The sequence below is a fragment of the Caldalkalibacillus salinus genome (genome assembly GCF_016745835.1).
Lineage (GTDB): Bacteria > Bacillota > Bacilli > Caldalkalibacillales > JCM-10596 > Caldalkalibacillus_A > Caldalkalibacillus_A salinus.
In genome coordinates this window covers 107103-124292 of the sequence record NZ_JAERVL010000006.1, presented here as the reverse complement: position 1 = coordinate 124292, position 17190 = coordinate 107103, and the positions used below count along the sequence as shown (strand labels likewise).

18 protein-coding genes are annotated in these 17190 nt (G+C 43.1%); 14 read left to right on the top strand and 4 right to left on the bottom strand.

From position 1 onward, the window contains the following. Positions 1–232 precede the first annotated feature (232 nt). Positions 233–919, top strand: a complete 687-nt coding sequence (locus tag JKM87_RS06520) for an HD domain-containing protein (protein ID WP_202079232.1) — start codon at positions 233–235, stop codon at positions 917–919. 208 nt (positions 920–1127) lie between these two features. On the opposite strand, the gene JKM87_RS06515 is transcribed toward JKM87_RS06520, so the two are convergent. Further along, on the bottom strand, positions 1128–1574 hold the full coding sequence (locus JKM87_RS06515; protein ID WP_202079230.1) for a hypothetical protein: 447 nt from the start codon (positions 1572–1574) through the stop codon (positions 1128–1130). 16 nt (positions 1575–1590) lie between these two features. Then, positions 1591–2373, bottom strand: a complete 783-nt coding sequence (gene fdhD, locus JKM87_RS06510; protein WP_202079539.1) for a formate dehydrogenase accessory sulfurtransferase FdhD — start codon at positions 2371–2373, stop codon at positions 1591–1593. A 252-nt stretch (positions 2374–2625) separates the two neighbouring features. On the opposite strand from fdhD, the gene JKM87_RS06505 reads away from it, so the two are divergent. The 5 genes from JKM87_RS06505 (at position 2626) to JKM87_RS06485 (ending at position 8588) form a co-directional block, all read left to right on the top strand. Next, positions 2626–3123: a metalloprotease family protein gene (locus JKM87_RS06505; RefSeq protein ID WP_202079228.1), complete on the top strand. Its 498-nt coding sequence runs from the start codon at positions 2626–2628 to the stop codon at positions 3121–3123. A 400-nt stretch (positions 3124–3523) separates the two neighbouring features. Further along, on the top strand, positions 3524–4801 hold the full coding sequence (locus tag JKM87_RS06500) for an L-lactate MFS transporter (protein ID WP_202079225.1): 1278 nt from the start codon (positions 3524–3526) through the stop codon (positions 4799–4801). A 156-nt stretch (positions 4802–4957) separates the two neighbouring features. Further along, positions 4958–5344: a Na-translocating system protein MpsC family protein gene (locus tag JKM87_RS06495; protein ID WP_202079538.1), complete on the top strand. Its 387-nt coding sequence runs from the start codon at positions 4958–4960 to the stop codon at positions 5342–5344. A gap of 203 nt (positions 5345–5547) precedes the next feature. Next, positions 5548–7896: an FdhF/YdeP family oxidoreductase gene (locus JKM87_RS06490; RefSeq protein ID WP_202079223.1), complete on the top strand. Its 2349-nt coding sequence runs from the start codon at positions 5548–5550 to the stop codon at positions 7894–7896. A gap of 80 nt (positions 7897–7976) precedes the next feature. After that, positions 7977–8588, top strand: a complete 612-nt coding sequence (locus JKM87_RS06485; protein WP_202079221.1) for a hypothetical protein — start codon at positions 7977–7979, stop codon at positions 8586–8588. 96 nt (positions 8589–8684) lie between these two features. On the opposite strand, the gene motB is transcribed toward JKM87_RS06485, so the two are convergent. Both motB and motA read right to left on the bottom strand, forming a co-directional pair. Next, on the bottom strand, positions 8685–9461 hold the full coding sequence (gene motB / locus JKM87_RS06480) for a flagellar motor protein MotB (protein ID WP_202079219.1): 777 nt from the start codon (positions 9459–9461) through the stop codon (positions 8685–8687). Beyond that, positions 9454–10248 (bottom strand): flagellar motor stator protein MotA, encoded by a 795-nt coding sequence (gene motA / locus JKM87_RS06475; RefSeq protein WP_202079216.1) that lies wholly within the window; start codon positions 10246–10248, stop codon positions 9454–9456. Before motA ends, motB begins: the two co-directional genes overlap by 8 nt. Before the next feature lie 452 nt (positions 10249–10700). Here motA and JKM87_RS06470 point away from each other — a divergent pair, with 452 nt between their 5' ends. The 8 genes from JKM87_RS06470 (at position 10701) to JKM87_RS06435 (ending at position 17048) form a co-directional block, all read left to right on the top strand. After that, positions 10701–11111, top strand: coding sequence for a DUF2089 domain-containing protein (locus JKM87_RS06470; RefSeq protein WP_202079214.1), 411 nt, complete (start codon positions 10701–10703; stop codon positions 11109–11111). Between the two features lie 40 nt (positions 11112–11151). Next, complete coding sequence (locus JKM87_RS06465; RefSeq protein WP_202079212.1) at positions 11152–12303, top strand: DUF4097 family beta strand repeat-containing protein; 1152 nt, start codon at positions 11152–11154, stop codon at positions 12301–12303. Then, positions 12304–12651 (top strand): phage holin family protein, encoded by a 348-nt coding sequence (locus JKM87_RS06460; protein WP_202079210.1) that lies wholly within the window; start codon positions 12304–12306, stop codon positions 12649–12651. 248 nt (positions 12652–12899) lie between these two features. Then, positions 12900–13835 (top strand): HPr(Ser) kinase/phosphatase, encoded by a 936-nt coding sequence (hprK, locus tag JKM87_RS06455; RefSeq protein WP_202079209.1) that lies wholly within the window; start codon positions 12900–12902, stop codon positions 13833–13835. A gap of 135 nt (positions 13836–13970) precedes the next feature. Beyond that, on the top strand, positions 13971–14834 hold the full coding sequence (lgt, locus tag JKM87_RS06450) for a prolipoprotein diacylglyceryl transferase (protein WP_202079206.1): 864 nt from the start codon (positions 13971–13973) through the stop codon (positions 14832–14834). Positions 14835–14858: 24 nt separating this feature from the next. Further along, the gene (locus JKM87_RS06445) at positions 14859–15812 is read left to right on the top strand and encodes a nucleoside recognition domain-containing protein (RefSeq protein WP_202079204.1); all 954 of its coding nucleotides are present in this window, start codon (positions 14859–14861) and stop codon (positions 15810–15812) included. Between the two features lie 43 nt (positions 15813–15855). Beyond that, complete coding sequence (ppaX, locus tag JKM87_RS06440) at positions 15856–16530, top strand: pyrophosphatase PpaX (protein ID WP_202079202.1); 675 nt, start codon at positions 15856–15858, stop codon at positions 16528–16530. Positions 16531–16559: 29 nt separating this feature from the next. After that, positions 16560–17048, top strand: a complete 489-nt coding sequence (locus tag JKM87_RS06435; RefSeq protein ID WP_202079200.1) for an acyltransferase — start codon at positions 16560–16562, stop codon at positions 17046–17048. Positions 17049–17190 lie beyond the last annotated feature (142 nt).

Below are 17190 nucleotides of genomic sequence, written 5' to 3'. Positions count from 1 at the left end.
TTTCTATATCTAAGAGCAAGGTTTAGCGCTCTTTTTTCATTAAAAATCACGAAGCTCCTCTACTTTAAATACTTGAGCCTGAGTAAGAGCGACCGTAAGCACATCCCACACGGCATTAAAAAACGAGTAAAATGTCTTATGTGTTAGCATCATGGGAGTACGGAGTTTGCACGCCTTATCCCAACATTTGATATAGAACCCTTTTTTATCACGACCTAATAGGAGGATGCACATGCACAACGTAAATCGTGATGTTGAATTTAAAAATGTAGAAGTGGATGACGTGTTATCTCATTTTAGTTCCTCACTCATTGAAAGGACAAAGCGTGCGTTTGATGGACAAGACCCTGCTCATGACTGGGCGCATAATTTGAGGGTTCTTCTCCTAGCTGAAAGAATAGGTCAAGAAGAACAAGCGGACATGACCTTACTAAGGTATGCCACCCTCCTACATGATATTGGACGGGCAGAGGAGCGCCGAACGGGAGAATGTCACGCCGAAATCAGTGCACGATGGGCGGTACAGTGGTTAGAAGAAGAAGGGATATCTGCCACACTTTCAGAACACGGTCACGATAAGCTTGACGCTATCCAGCGTGCCATACGGGCGCACCGCTTCCGTAAGGACCAACCTCCCACGACGTTGGAAGAGAAGATCCTTTTTGATAGTGACAAGCTTGACTCGATAGGCGCAATCGGTGTGGCGCGTGCGTTTGTGTACTCAGGCGTGATTAACCAATCGATTCAGCGTTTTGGTGAAGAAGAGGGGCATACGCCTTTGCAGGAGTTTGAATTCAAGTTAAGGAAACTCAAGGACCGCTTATATACCCGAACAGCAAGGCAAATAGCTGAAGAACGCCATCAATTTATGGTTCAATTCTTTGAACGTTATGAGAAAGAATTACTAGGATCCATGTAAGCAAAATTCTTCCTACCTTACTGCGAAACAAATAGTGTATATACACTATGGTTCGGATTACTTCATCATGGTCCCATAGAGGAGACGTACGAGGAGCAACAAAAAGACCACCCTGGAGCCGACAAAGGGTGATCTAGAGAATACCTTTGAGCCAAGCCCCCTTAGAGGGTACTTGTACTCGGACCGTTGGTGTTTACGTACCACGATATTAATTTGCAATAGATAATAAATGTTCGCATAATTTAACTTGTAATCCTTGGTCTTTCATTGATTGAATTAATGTGATTGGTACATCACTACTTTTTGCGTTTAAAATGTTCATTATAGCTTCTTCAACGTCTTCATATTTAAGAGGAGAATGACGAAATAAAAAATCTGTTGGAAAATCTTCAATATTCCCAAAGCGCTCTGGTATTTTATTTGACTCTAATTTTTCAGACATTAAGGAAAATAATAGGTCTATCTTAGATTGTTTGTAGGGGTCAATGCCGTAAGATACAATAAAATCATAGTAAGGATACTTTGGATTAACTTGTTTGCACACTGAAAGACGTAAAACATAATCCGTTAATATCTCAATATTGTGTTTTGCCTCTTTCAGTTCAGATTCCAACCTAGTGATTTTTTCTAATAAATCTAGATTACTATTTTCCATCATTATCCTCATCCTTTTATATATTAATCCTCTCAGAATGGGTATAGACGTTCATTTTACCACCCCGTATAAATCCCACAGCCGTAATATTGAGCTCATCCGCCATGTCTAGGGCGAGTGCAGTCGGTGCCGATTTAGAGAGAATAATACCCACCCCGATCTTAGAAACCTTTAATAAGACCTCTGAGGATATACGGCCACTGAAAGCGAGGATTTTGTCTTTAATAGGGATCCGATCAATCAGGCAGTAGCCGTAGATTTTATCTAAGGCGTTATGGCGACCGATATCCGTACGTGCGACCACAATGCCTTCTTCGGCACATAGGGCTGCATTATGTACACCACCTGTTTCTTTAAATACATGACTGTCTCCTTGCATGTCAGCCATTAGTTTGAGACACGTATCAGGGTGGATGGTGACTCGGGAGCGGGATACTTTTGCCGTTCTGACATCATTTTGAAAATAAAAGGACTGTCTACTCTTGCCACAGCAGGACCCAATGAAGCGTTTAGAATGAAAGTTTGAACTCATTCTAGGCGCTTTTTTTAGTTCTACATAAGCAAAACCACGCGTTTCATCTATATCGATGGATTTGATGTCTTCATCATAAAACAGAATTATCCCTTCTGAAGCGAGAAACCCCACGACTAATTCTTTTAGATGTGTCGGTGTACACACCATTGTGGCAAACTCTTCCCCATTTAGCATGATCGTTAACGGGTATTCGGTGACAACGTCGTCCTCTTTTTCTTCAAAGTGTGTGCCTGAGTAATGAAAGACTTTTCTTTTCGTTTTCATATCTTGTGCCTTCTCCTCATCCACTGCTCTATTATCCTTACTATCACTCACATGACCACCTCTTTTTTGCCAAACATTAAGCTTCTTCATATTGTTTATATCTTAAATGATGATTCGAAAAATGTCATTAAACCACGTACGTTTATTCGTATGCCCACCACCCCAAAAGTTAACCCTATGAATAGGGGACATGATCTCAAGCATCGGTTCATAGACTCTATCAAAAAGGAAATGCTTAGGGTGGTGGTGTGATTGAAAAAAGTATATAGCATGGATCTTAATGCGTGTATACATCGGCTCGTGGGGTGTGGCCTAGGACTGATGTTAGGGATTTGGATGTTCACTTATTATCAGATTCATACATTTAGTGATATGCAGCCGCTATTTTTCGTATTTATAGGCTGTTTTCTGCTGCGATTTCCTCATGAGTATCTTCATAAATGGGCGGCTCAGTATTACGGTATCGACAGTCGTTTGGCTCTGCTACAGCTCAACGCCACTTGTACACCAGTAAAAGAAATGAACACAAAACAGCTGGTGGTTATTGCTCTAGCTCCTTTAGTTGTATTGAGTTTAGGCCTCATTTTTTTACTCTACCTACCGCTATTTACGATCCTAAAACAAATGATTGTAGGTGTACTGGTTTATCATATCTTATCATGTTATGGGGACGTTTTGTACGTGGTTGTCGCTTTGCGGTACAGAGCGACATTTCGTTGCCTTGGTACTAAACTTGAAGTCTATCAGTAACAAAACAGATGTAAGTCACTATTGCAATGTATGCGCTTGCATGCTACTATATCTGTGTGAATGTCACAATTTAGACAACTTTGTATTAAGGTGCCCCTTTGATAAACGAGACAGCGTTCCTGTTGTTCGGTTAAAGTAAGTCACCATCTTCAATGACTTAAGGTCTCATATTATTGTCTTTAAACGATAGCACATAAGAGACAAAGGATATAACAACAAACGAATAGCCAAACGGATGGTACTTTGTAGCGATCCTGCGGAAGACTAGCCGTCGTGATGAGATATGACTGTCACTCTTTTTAATACTTTAATGACATTGTATGAAGTAGAGTCCTATCATCGCGACGGTTTTTAATATGTCTTTAAGACATGTATCTATATTAAAAGGGGAAGTGAACAAATGAATCAAAAAGTAAAGAATCGTTGGCTCATCGCGCTATCCGCAGTTGGTATTCACCTATCGATTGGATCAGTATATGCTTGGAGTGTATTCACAAATCCTTTAATGGAAACGTTTGGATGGACGCAAACAGAAGTGTCTAGGGCATTTAGTATCGCCATCCTATTTCTAGGTATCTCTGCCGCTTTCATGGGGCATTTTGTAGAGAAAAAAGGACCTCGTCACTCTGGGACAGTTGCTGCTATCTTTTTTGGGACAGGCATTATAGGTTCTGGATTAGCCGTCTCCATGGAATCCTTGCCCCTCTTGTATCTCTTTTATGGGGTTTGCGGAGGTATTGGACTGGGAATTGGCTACATCACACCCGTATCCTCTCTAGTCAAATGGTTCCCTGATAGAAGAGGATTAGCAACAGGGTTAGCTATTATGGGATTCGGGTTTGCGTCTATGATTTCAAGTCCAATTATGGAAAGGCTGATTAGCAGTGTGGGGATTGACTCGACCTTCTATATTCTGGGAACCATCTACTTTATTGTGATGATTAGTTCGTCACAATATCTTGCGCCCCCGCCAGATGGATGGATGCCATCAGGGTTTAAAGCGAAAGTTGCATCAGGGGTAAAGGAAGTTAAACAAGATCTATCTCAACTCACCGCTACTCAAGCCGCTGCAACCAAGCGCTTTTGGGCATTATGGCTCATGCTGTTTATTAATGTCACTTGTGGTATTGCCATTATTGCGGTGGCATCTCCAATGGCCCAAGAAGTCGTTGGCATGTCCTCATTAGCGGCAGCCACGATGGTCGGATTGATGGGTTTCTTTAACGGGGCAGGTCGTATTTTCTGGGCATCAATTTCAGACTACATTGGTCGCCCCAATGTGTATACTGTGTTTTTTATCCTACAGGTCATCATCTTTTTCGTCATGCCAACGATACCAAGCGCGATTTTATTTAGTATCGTCGTCTATCTCATCATGACCTGTTACGGTGGTGGTTTTGCCTCTATACCAGCATATATCGGTGATTTATTCGGCACCAAACAATTAGGCGCCATTCACGGTTATATTTTGACAGCATGGGCTGCAGCAGGTCTGGCCGGTCCCTCACTCGTCTCTTATATTTACGATACGACGGGGAGTTATTCGACCACCCTTTATATCTTCGCAGGTATGTTCGTACTCGCTTTGGCCATCTCTCTTCTGATCCGATTAGATATACGACGATTGCGTCGTGAACTAGAACAAGGCCAAAACGACAGTATAGAAGTCGCTAGCTAGCTTATGGTGAGGATCTAGCGTTGTGAGAATGGTTGCTAGACTGAATGCTCAATCTCTTTTGAAAATGAGGTATGCGAGTGTTATGATTAATATAGTCATACATACATCCTAAGAACAGCATGAGCTTTCATTTTAATCGAACAAAAGGTGAAGCAAATGAATAAATATGAAGCAGAGTTTAGTAATCTCGTGCGATCCTTTCGTAAAAAACATATGGGTAAGGGACCCAGAAAAATTACAACAACGTTTTGTAAAAATTGGGCCATATGTGAGATGGAAGGGAACTTGTCACCTGTCGAGAAATTTATTGCTAACGCAGATGACGGCAAACAAATGGTACGCGCCGCGCGTACAGAAATGGTAAAGGATATGTACCGTCAAAACCACCCTGTGGAGATGGAGCGCTTTTTAGGAGCCCAATTTCAGGACTTATTCCTAGACATAGATATTGACAGAGATTATGGGATTTCTATCTTTGTCTTTGATCAAAATTTAGAAGAAAAGTTTAATACGAGTCAGCTCAAAGCACATGAGTCTCAGTAGCGCCCCTGCTGGAGGCCATGTACAAGAGAGAGACATCATGGTATGCCTCATAGTAGCGTTCCTGCTATAGAACAACCATCGTTACATCGTTGCTTTCAGTAAATAGGCAAAGACGATTGTACGATGGTTTTTTTTTAGATGGCTGTTGCTGTCACATGAGTTTTTGTCTCACAATGAACATTTAAAGATGGGAGAGATGTAAGATGGGGAAGACGAAACACACTGGACCAATAAAATTAAACACCAAGCCGAAGCCTTCTTTATGGGCGAGTCTAGCCCCAATGGGGTTAGGAAAAATCAAACCGCATCACATACGGGATACGCTTAAAGTCGCTTATGAGAACAAAGATAACTTAGGTTATGCTTATCGTATTCTCACAAAAGGAGTGTGTGACGGCTGTGCGCTCGGAGTGGCAGGGTTACAGGACCAAACGTTATCCGGACCGCACCTATGTACCACACGGTTAAACGTCTTACGCCTGAACACAATGCCCGCGATGGACCCTAAGTGGCTGGAGGATGTGGATCGCTTACGAAAAATGGACAGTACGGCATTACGTCAACTTGGTCGCATCCCTTATCCTCTATCTCGTAAGCCTGGGGAGAATAAATTCACGAGAATATCCTGGGATGAAGCACTAGATAAAGTAGCGAACAAAATAAAGGCTATAGACCCGAAGCAGCTTGCCTTCTATCTGACCTCACGTGGGATTACCAATGAAGTGTATTATACAGCCGCTAAGACTGCTCGGTTTATCGGTACCAACAATATTGATAACGCTTCACGTATTTGCCATTCGCCCAGTAAAACGGCACTCAAACGCTCTCTCGGTATAGGGGCGTCAAGCTGTAACTATAAAGACTGGATTGGAACGGATGTCCTCGTCTTCTGGGGTTCCGTTGCAGCAAATAATCAGCCTGTTTCCACTAAGTACATGTACGCTGCGAAGAAGGCGGGCACAAAAATCATCATGATCAATCCGTATCGTGAGCCCTCAATGGAAAAGTATTGGATTCCGTCTATCACTGAGAGTGCACTGTTTGGGACCAAAATAGTAGACGACACGTATCAGGTGAACATTGGTGGGGATATCGCCTTTATGAACGGGGTGATGAAGCATTGGTTTGAGATGGAAGAGGAAAACCCCGGCTCCGCTATCGATCACGCTTTCGTTAAAGAGCATGTCAACCATGTCGAGGAACTGAAAGCACACGTCAAAAAACAAGACTGGCGTCAACTTGAAAAATCTTCAGGGCTGTCAAAGGAAAGAATGCTAGCATTCGCTCAGCTTCTGGCTCAATCTCAATCAGGCGTTTTTGTATGGAGTATGGGACTGACTCAGCATCGTTTTGGTACCGATAATGTATCCCAAGTGGCGAACCTATCCATGCTACGTGGTTTTATCGGTCGTAAACATTGTGGCGTGATGCCGATACGGGGACACAGCGGTGTGCAAGGCTCCGGTGAGATGGGGGCAGATCCATTCGTTTTACCGGGGAGCGATTTCGACGAAGACAACGCTGAGAGAATGGAGAAGATTTGGAAGTTCAAAATTCCACGCTGGCAAGGTGACATTGTCGGTGTGACGTTGGAGAACGCTTTGCTCCCTGAAGATGCGGAGCGTAAGTTAAAGGTTTTCTACACCAGTGGTGGCAACTTTTTAGAAACCATGCCCAACCCGGATTTCGTGGAAAAATGCTTAAGTAGTGTGGATATCCGCGTGCATCAGGATATTATTTTCAATACCTCTACGCTCGTAGATGCCAAGGAAGAGGTCATCGTGCTGCCCGCTATGACTCGTTATGAGCAACCAGGGGGTGGGACATCGACCAGTACAGAACGCATGGTTTACTATAGTCCGGAAATAGAAGGCCCTAGAATTGAAGAAGCACGTGCGGAATGGGAGATCTACGTTGATCTTGCTGCCCGTGTGAAACCACTGTATAAACATTTGATAAGGTTTGAAAATGCCCAACAGATTCGTGATGAAATCGCCCAAGCGAATAAAAACTACGACGGCATTCAACACTTGAAAAAGCAAGGTGATGTGTTCCAATGGGGTGGCGCTTGGCTCTGTGAAGATGGTGTGTGCCCAACGTCAGACGGTAAAGGCAACCTCATTTCTATTGACCTTCCAGAAAATCGTCGGACAGAGGGAGAGTTTAACGTCACCACCCGCCGTGGTAAACAGTTTAACTCCATGGTTTATAGTCAAAAAGATCCTTTCAACGCAGCAGACCGATATGACATTTTACTCAACAAAGCAGACGCACAAAAACTGGGTATAGAAGAAGGTGAAGCGATTATCGCCCATAATGAATATGGTATGATGCAGGGGCAAGCAAAGTTTGCCGACGTCAAGAAAGGTAACGTCCAGGTCCATTGGCCTGAAGGGAACTGCCTCATCCCTAAAGGTGTATACGAGCATGTTGCGGGTATACCTGAATACAACACAACGGTCAAATTAGAGCGTGCGGAAACGTTTAACGCTCATAAGGATACGAAATACGTTGAGAAGCGTGTAGATGACTTAGAGACGGAAGTAGGCTAACACGAGTCGTTCCACTATAAAGGACGTTTTAGAACGTTATCAGCTGGAAAATATGTTATGTGATTTGGGAGGACCTTACCATGAAAAGCTGGGGAGTGTTGTTCATCATACTCTCAGTGACAACGATGATCTTAGGCTGTCGCCATGAACCCCCTGAGAGTGAAAGTATGGCTACGGCTAAGCACTATCTTGAAGAAGACTTAGGATATGAAGTCCTTAGTCACCAAGAAGAACCACATTATGACGGTCAATTAACGGATGAACAACACCGTGAATTGAATGAAATATATTCTGTCATAGATATTGTTAATTTGGAAGCGCGGGAAACGGTGATCGATCGAGGTGGGGACCATGAGATGCGGGGAATTGAATATATCGTCACATACCATGTCCCAAGCTCTATTCATCCAGACAAAGTCAGGTCGCTAGGTTTTGGTTTAGAGTACGATAGGATCATTAGTGAGGTTATTGGTATGTCAGGAATAGATCCCACTTATAGTGTCATGACTGTTGACTCTCTATCTAACCCAAGCGTTTATCAAACGAACATCATCTCATCAGTGAATCACTCGACTGAAGAGATCACGCAACTATTGGAAGGATCGGAAGACATGAAAGTGAGCATCTACTATGAGAATGTTTTCCTAGGTACGGTCAAGCCACCCAAGTTGAAAGTGACACAGTCATCCTAAAACATCTTGCCCAAGCATCAGCGCAGAACGTATAAGTTATAAAAAAGCTTGTAGATCTTGGCATGAATGCTCTACAAGCTTTTTTTTCGCTCGTCGTTATTGACTCTGACTATAGGGAAGAATAAGCACTTCGACTCTTCTATTTTGAGCCCGGCCTTCTTCATTTTCGTTACTTGCCACTGGGTGGTATTCACCGTACCCGGAAGCACTAAATATTGGCGGTTCTAGTGCTTCGTTCTCAAGGAGAATCTTGAGAAAGTTGATCGCTCGCATGGCACTTAAGTCCCAGTTCGAGCGGAAATTTTGATTGCCATCTCCTATGGGCACATTATCTGTGTGGCCAGCAATCTGAATATGCCTTTGAGGTTCCGTCACAAGTAGATGGGACATTTCCCTTGCTAACTGGACAGCGTCCGGACGGATCTCGGCACTACCAGAAGTGAATAGGGCATCGTCCAAAATGGTAAGCAACAAGCCTTCCTTTGTCATTTCAGTCTGTAGGCTTAGTCCTAAATTTTCCTCCTGTATGTAATCATTTATTTTTTCCTGCAGCTGCTTTAAATCCTCTAAGTCTTGTTGACTCGCATAAAATTCAGCGAGTTGTTCTTCGTCTAGTGTCTCCTCCGGTTCATCAGGCGTAACGGGAATATCATCCGGAGGGACGACTGGGGCGTGATGTTCCATGACGCCTGTACCACCGGTAAAAGCGACCTTTAAAGACTCCGCTAGTTTCTCAAACTTTTGTGCGTCAACAGAGCTTGCCGCAAATAGCACGATAAATAATGCGAGTAATAAAGTGAGAATATCGGCGTAGGGGATCAGCCACGACTCGTCGACATGCTCTTCTTGATTTTTTCCGCGTCTTCTAGACATCGAACGCTTCTCCTCCTTCAGAAGACTCGATATGACGTTCTCTAGAAGGGATATAGGTTAAAATTTTATCTTCAATGACGCGAGCAGATACACCACTTTGAATGGCTAGAATGGCTTCGATCATAATTTGCTTCATTCTGACCTCTCGCTGAGACTTACGTTTCAACTTGTTGGCGAAAGGATGCCATAAAACATACCCGGAGAAGATACCAAACAAAGTGGCGATAAAAGCTGCAGCAATGGCTGGTCCGAGTGCATCTATATCGTCCAAATTACCTAAAGCGGCTACAAGCCCGATAACAGCTCCTAACACCCCTAAAGTGGGTGCATAGGTGCCTGCCTGTGAGAAAATACTCGCACCGGCGCGGTGACGATCTTCCATCGCATCTAGATCCTCCTCAAGTATTTCACGAATAAATTCAGGAGGTTGTCCATCAATCACCATCTTCATGCCGTGTTTGAGAAACGGCTCATCTATGTCCTCGACTTGTGGTTCTAATGCTAATAAGCCTTCTTTACGCGCAATACCAGCCCAATCTTTGAACAACGGGATAAGATCTTTTTCAGTAATGAGTTTTTCCTCTGTAAAAAGGATTTTCATTAAAGTAGGAAACTTCTTGATTTCTTGGTACGGGAAAGCGATAAACAATGATGCTGCTGTACCGAGAAAAATAATGAGTAAAGCTGCAGGGTTGAGGAGGGCCCCGATACTAACCCCTTTCAAGACCATTCCGATGCCGATGGCAAGGAACCCAAGTATGACCCCGATGATAGAAGTTCTGTCCATTTTTCTAGCCTCACTTGTTTTAGGATTTATGAACATATTAACAGGGTATTAGTGTAACACCCGACAGTGAAAAAGCAATAAACGCATGCCTTCTATGACGATTCATTGTCGACCATACATCGTCAGAATGATGAACGCACGAAATAGACAAACATAAATCATTCGTACACAACGCTTCTTTTATGTATATCGGATCGTTTTGACTTTATTTTTAGACCATCTGTTATATTCTTTTCATTCCTGTCACTATCAGAATAAAAAGAGACACTTCGATTTGTCAACCAGTGTGTTGGAGGGTTGAGGTGTAAAATCAATAAAATTAATTTTAACCCTTAAATATATAATTGAATAGGATGATATTGTTGAAAAAATAAATATATTTATTTATGATGTTAAAAAGAACAGTGTTAAAATAGATCAACATGATTATGTCTCGGAGAAAGGAGTTCTCAATGAAGCATCCCATACCAGAACAGTGTCCGGTTTGTCGTCATGAGCTCATTGTGAAGGAATTGCACTGTGATCATTGTCAGACAACGATACAAGGCCATTTTGAAGCCAGTACACTCACCTCACTGAGCCAAGAACAACTTAAATTTGTGGAAACGTTTATCAAAGTAAGAGGGTCGATAAAGGAGATGGAAAGGGCGTTAAACATCTCCTATCCTACAGTGCGAAACAGATTAGAACAAGTGATTGATGCATTAGAACATCGTACAGGAAGAAGTGAAGGCAATCAAGCGGACCTCGCTCAGCGTAACGGTGATGATAAGGTAAAAGCGTCCCAAAAAGACATTTTGAATGCACTAGATCAAGGAGACATTTCATCATCTGAAGCGTTAAGGCTTTTACAAGATATTTAAGGTGTTTGTATCTCGCTGACTTGAAAGGAGCGTGACCCCTATGGAAGAAAGACGCATCATTTTAAAAATGTTAGAAGAGGGTAAAATAAGCGCAGAGGAAGCAAATAAGCTATTGGATGCCCTTGACAAAAGTCATCAAACGCAGCATACAAGTGAGACGTTTAGACAGGAAGATGGAGATGACACAGAAAAGCAAGCCTACCGGGAACAGTTTCAACGTATGAAGGCGGATTTACATGAGACAACGGATAAGCTGATTGGGGGAGCGAACAAGGGTGCCACCAAGCTCCTAGATCTCGTGGGAAAAGCCGTTGATAAACTCCAAACCATGGACGTTGATCTCGACTTAGATTTTCAATGGAGTGGCGGAATGAAAGTAACGGAAGCCATCCGTATTCCGCAATTTTCATACACGGATGTGTCATTGCTCGCATCGAATGGCAGTATTAAGGTTAAGTCCTGGGATAGAGATGAAGGTCAAATCAACGTTATCGGTGTTATATCCAAAGCGGACGACGAACAAGAAGCTCGGGACATTATGAAGTCTTTGATCCATAGCTCAACTGATCAGGGAAAGTATAGATTTGAAGTAGAGGACAAGAAACATGTGAAGATCTCACTTGAGGTGACATTGCCTCGACGTGCTTATGAACGTATCAATCTCAGTACCAACAACGGGTCTATCCAAATAAGTCAGCATGAGGTAAACCTTTTAGACGTGGACACATCAAATGGTTCCATTCGTTTGCAAGACTTAACGACCGGGAAAATTTCCGGTAATACCTCAAATGGGAGAGTCCAGTGTTTGCAAGTGGATGCGGAAGAAAGTACTTGGAAAACATCCAATGGCAGTGTCCAGTTGCAAGGAAACCTAGCATGGATCTTGTGTGACACCACCAATGGGAACATTCGCATAGAGGAGCACCTTTTGAAGGGCAGTCATATCAAAGCGACAACGACAAATGGCACCATACGGGTTGTTTATCCCCCTGCCGTTTATGGTGTGCATGGCCAGTGCCAGACAAAAGTAGGGCATATACATGTCCAGATTCCGCATACAGTAAAAACAGAAGGACCCCAGACGACGAATCATAAGCAATATTTACTTGCTCAAGGTGAAGAAAAGGCGCATGATGTTGATTTGTTGTCTAAGACCGGCTCAATCTTTATACAGGAAAGAGAGGACGTTTAAATGAAGTGGTTGATTAGCATTCTGGTAAACTGGGCGACCTTAATGATTGTGGCTGGCTTTTTTGCAGGCTTTACCATTGAAAGTGCTAGCGTTGCATTCTTGGCAGCCCTACTTTTCTCAGTTGTGAATACGTTTATTAAACCCATATTGATTTTTCTCACATTCCCCATTACCGTCGTCACGCTTGGCTTATTTATGCTCGTCATTAACGCAGCTATGCTCCTGCTAACGGCAACCCTTATTGAAGGTTTTACCATTACTTCTTTTTGGACGGCGTTCTGGGCAGGCATCATTATCGGCATATTGAATTGGGTGATACAACGGGTGATTGTCAACCGCATCACGTAATGCTTGACGAGAAAGGTTAGTGCTTAATCAGACTGACCTTTTCGCTGTATTTGTATAAACATGACCTGTTTGTAATTGAAGGACAAGGACTAAAGCAATAATATCCAGGTGCCTAAGAAGCTACGTCTAAAAGGCTAGCTTCTTTTTTATATTTAATGATAAACTATACATATCTTGCCTAAGATAGACTAAGGGAAAAATCAATCGGTTAAGATTTTAATGATGATTCATTCAAAAGGAGTAAAAGCATGAGCCCTATAAAGGTCAAAGAGTTGGTCGAACAATTTAATTTTGAAGTGATTACAGGCGAACAGTACTTAGAACGCACGGTTACAACAAGTGATATTTCACGGCCTGGTATCGAACTAGCAGGTTACTTCACGTATTATCCAGCGGAACGCGTACAGCTGTTGGGTAAGACGGAGTTGACCTTTTTTAGTGGTATTGATCCTGAAGACAAAGTGATCCGTATGAATCGATTATGTCAGGAGGAGACCCCTTGTATCTGTATTTCTAGAGGGCTCAATGTGCCTGATGAGTTGATTCAAGCCTCACAAACATATAATGTTCCTGTGTTAAGAAGCCCATTAGCCACGACACAGGTCATTAGCAAATTAACCAACTATCTTGAGAGCCGCTTGGCTCCTAGCACAACAATGCATGGCGTGCTCGTCGATATCTACGGGATAGGTGTGCTGATTACGGGGAGTAGTGGTATAGGAAAGAGTGAAACAGCACTTGAGTTGGTTAAAAGAGGGCATCGCTTAGTCGCTGATGATAATGTCATCATTAGACAAACGGCCGAGGATATCCTCATTGGTCATGCGCCTGAATTGATCCGTCACTTATTAGAAATACGGGGTGTTGGTATTATCAATGTGATGACCTTATTCGGTGCGGGGGCAGTCCGAAACTTTAAGAAAATTGCCATTGTCTGTCGTTTGGAGAATTGGGATCAGAATAAGCAGTATGATCGTCTCGGTTTAGATGAAGAACAGCTCGAAGTCTTAGACGCCCAAATCCCACAGATTACCGTTCCTGTGAGACCAGGTAGAAATTTAGCTGTTATTGTTGAAGTCGCCGCAATGAACTTCCGTTTGAAGCGCATGGGATATAATGCAGCGGAAGCCTTCGACAACAGACTAAAAGACACGATCCTAAGTGAAGATAATGAAGAGCTGTAGATTGAGTGAACTGTAGATTGAGTCTGGAGATGCCCTAGAAGTAATGAATATCATTTCTACTAAAACGAGTGGAAAAAATGATGATATATGCTCATTGCGAGAATGTTATATCAAGCGAGAGAGGAGACAGATTAAATGAATGAAGCAGTTGAGCAGATTGAACCATTAAGTCCGATTGCTTTAGAGTTAGGCCCATTAACCGTACATTGGTATGGCTTGATATTAGGTTTTGCTGTGTTTGTAGCCCTCACACTATCCATACGAGAGGGGAAAAAACATGGCATCGTCCCGGATACGTTTTTAGACCTTGTTTTATACGGTGTACCCGCAGGTATCTTAGGTGGACGCTTGTACTATGTCATTTTTGAATGGGAGTACTACTCACAGAACCCTGTTGACATTATCGCGGTATGGGAAGGTGGGCTTGCCATTCACGGGGTGCTGATTGCGGCCGTGATCACCCTCATCGTCTTTACGAAAAAGAGGAATCTGCATTTCTGGAGATTAGCGGATACCGTAGCCCCTAGTATTATTTTTGCTCAGGGGATTGGCCGTTGGGGTAACTTCATGAACCAAGAAGCCCATGGCGGGCCTGTTACACGTGACTTCTTAGAAGGCCTTAGACTCCCGGAGTTCATCATTAACCAGATGTACATTTACAACGACAACCCAGGCCCTGGTATGAGCCCCGGTTTCTATTATCATCATCCTACGTTTTTGTATGAATCAATTTGGAACTTTGTTGGCTTTTTTATCTTGATCAGTCTTCGTAAACTTAACTTGAAAGTCGGGGAACTGTTTGCGTCTTATCTGATATGGTATTCTATCGGACGTTTCTTTATTGAAGGCATGAGAACAGATAGTCTGATGCTAACGGATACGTTACGTATGGCTCAAGTCATCAGTCTGTTTCTTATTGCAGCAGGCGTAACGTTTATTATTTATCGCCGTAAAAAAGGTGAGCATCCTCTCTACTACGCACAACAAAACACAAAATAATCGCTTGAAGGAGGTGCACGCCCTATGGATACATTAAAAGCGGGTATAAAAGCTGGACTACAGACGACATGGGTACTAGGAAAAGTCATTTTCCCCGTCACGTTAATTGTGACCTTGCTATCCTTCACGCCTGTGATCGACTGGATTGTGGTTCTGTTTGAACCTTTGATGCGTTTGATCGGCCTGCCGGGTGAAGCGGCTATCCCTTTTGTTTTAGCTAACTTTCTCAACCTTTATGCTGGGATCGGGGCCGTTTTAAGCTTAAGTCTTGACGTGAAGGAAGTTTTTATACTAGCAGTGATGATGTCTCTTTCTCACAATCTTTTTATTGAGACAGCGGTGGCAGTCAAAGTGGGGATTAAAGCATGGGTGGCAGTCACCGTGAGGTTAGGCTTAGCTTTCCTTTCTGCGTTCCTTATTCATCTATTTTGGTCTGGCGGTCAAACGCCTGCACAGTATGGGATGATACCGAACACCTCAACGGAGAACATTGAAGGGTGGTTAGCGATGACACTTCATGCTCTTAATACAGCCGTGATCGGTATTTTGCAGTTAGCAATGATCGTGATCCCGCTCATGATCTTTATTCAATGGATGAAGGACCGGGATTTCCTGAAGTTGTTCACGCGTTGGATGAGACCGGCCACGAAAGTATTAGGCTTATCACCCAATACGTCTACAACGTTGGGGGCTGGGCTTCTGTTTGGCCTCGCATATGGCGCCGGTGTGATCATTCAGGCTGTAAAGGAAGATAATATGAGTCAACGCGATGTGTATCTATTATTCATATTCCTTGTGGCCTGTCATGCGGTGGTAGAAGATACTTTAATATTTCTGCCATTAGGTATTCCGCTGTGGCCATTGCTCCTGACGCGTCTCGTGCTAGCGATATTGTTAACAATTGCGATTGGGCTATTATGGAAACGAACGGAGCACACCCCTAGTCAATCCTACCTCAAAGAAGAAACAAACCATTAAATGTACGTTATAGGTACAGACACAAAGGAGTATGAGAAGGACCATGGGAAAATACACAACCGTCTTATTTGACCTTGACGGCACAATACTGGATACAAATGAACTGATTATATCATCCTTTTTACACACGCTGAATCAATATTACCCTGAGAAAGCATACACCCGTGATCACATCATCCCACACATGGGGAAAACCTTAGTGGATATGATGACGATCTTTGCTGAAGAAGCAGAGACAGATACGGAACGTATACAAGACATGATACAGGTGTACCGTGAGCATAACCTGAGGGTGCACGATGACATGGTTGAAGCCTTTCCCCACGCCTACGACGTCATACAAACCTTACATGATAGAGGGGTCAAATTAGGCATTGTGACAACGAAGCAACGTAAAACAGCGATGATGGGCCTTGAGCTTTGTGGGCTCAAACCCTTTATGCAAACGGTCATTACAATTCAAGACGTCGACCACCCTAAGCCTCATCCAGAGCCAGTGCTAAAAGCCATGTCAGAATTGGGGGCCTTAGCACCGACGACCCTCATGGTGGGAGACAGCCGTTATGATATTGAATCCGCTCAAAGAGCAGGTATTGACTCAGCTGGTGTGGCTTGGACACTGAAGGGCGTCGATTACCTCCAATCTTTCTCACCAACGTATATGCTCGAATCGATGCAAGATTTACTGACCATCCAACAAGAGCTGTCACGTTCATAGTAACGCATAGAGAGTGGTGTAAGGCATAAATGGCTAGAAAGACGAAACGATATCCAGTTGAAGGACACAATAGTTTATGGCAGGTTTATGATACAGTGTCATTCATAAAAGTGATGAAGAATTTCATTTTTATTCAGGTGGCAAGGTACTGTCCGTTCTTAAAGGTTAAGAATGCGATTTATCGCACGTGCCTCGGTATGACCGTAGGACAGCATACATCATTCGCTTTGATGGTGATGGTGGATATTATGTATCCGGAATACATTAAAGTAGGAGATAACACCGTTATTGGATATAATACAACCCTATTAGCCCATGAGTATCTCATATCAGAGTATCGTCTAGGTGAAGTACATATCGGGTCAGATGTAATGATAGGAGCCAATACCACCATTCTACCGGGTGTGACCATTGGAGATGGGGCGGTTGTTGCCGCAGGATCTGTTGTGACAAGGGATGTGGCACCGGGATCTTTTGTTGGTGGGAATCCGATACAAACCATTCGTGAAAGAGTATAAATTTTTTATTTTAAGCAAACGAGAAGAGTGACGAACGTGTCGCTCTTCTCGTTTTTTGTATCAGAGAAGGAGGCAAGTTGAACGGTTGACCCCTTATAAATCTCATGATAGACTTTTTCACATAGCACTTTTACTTTAATTT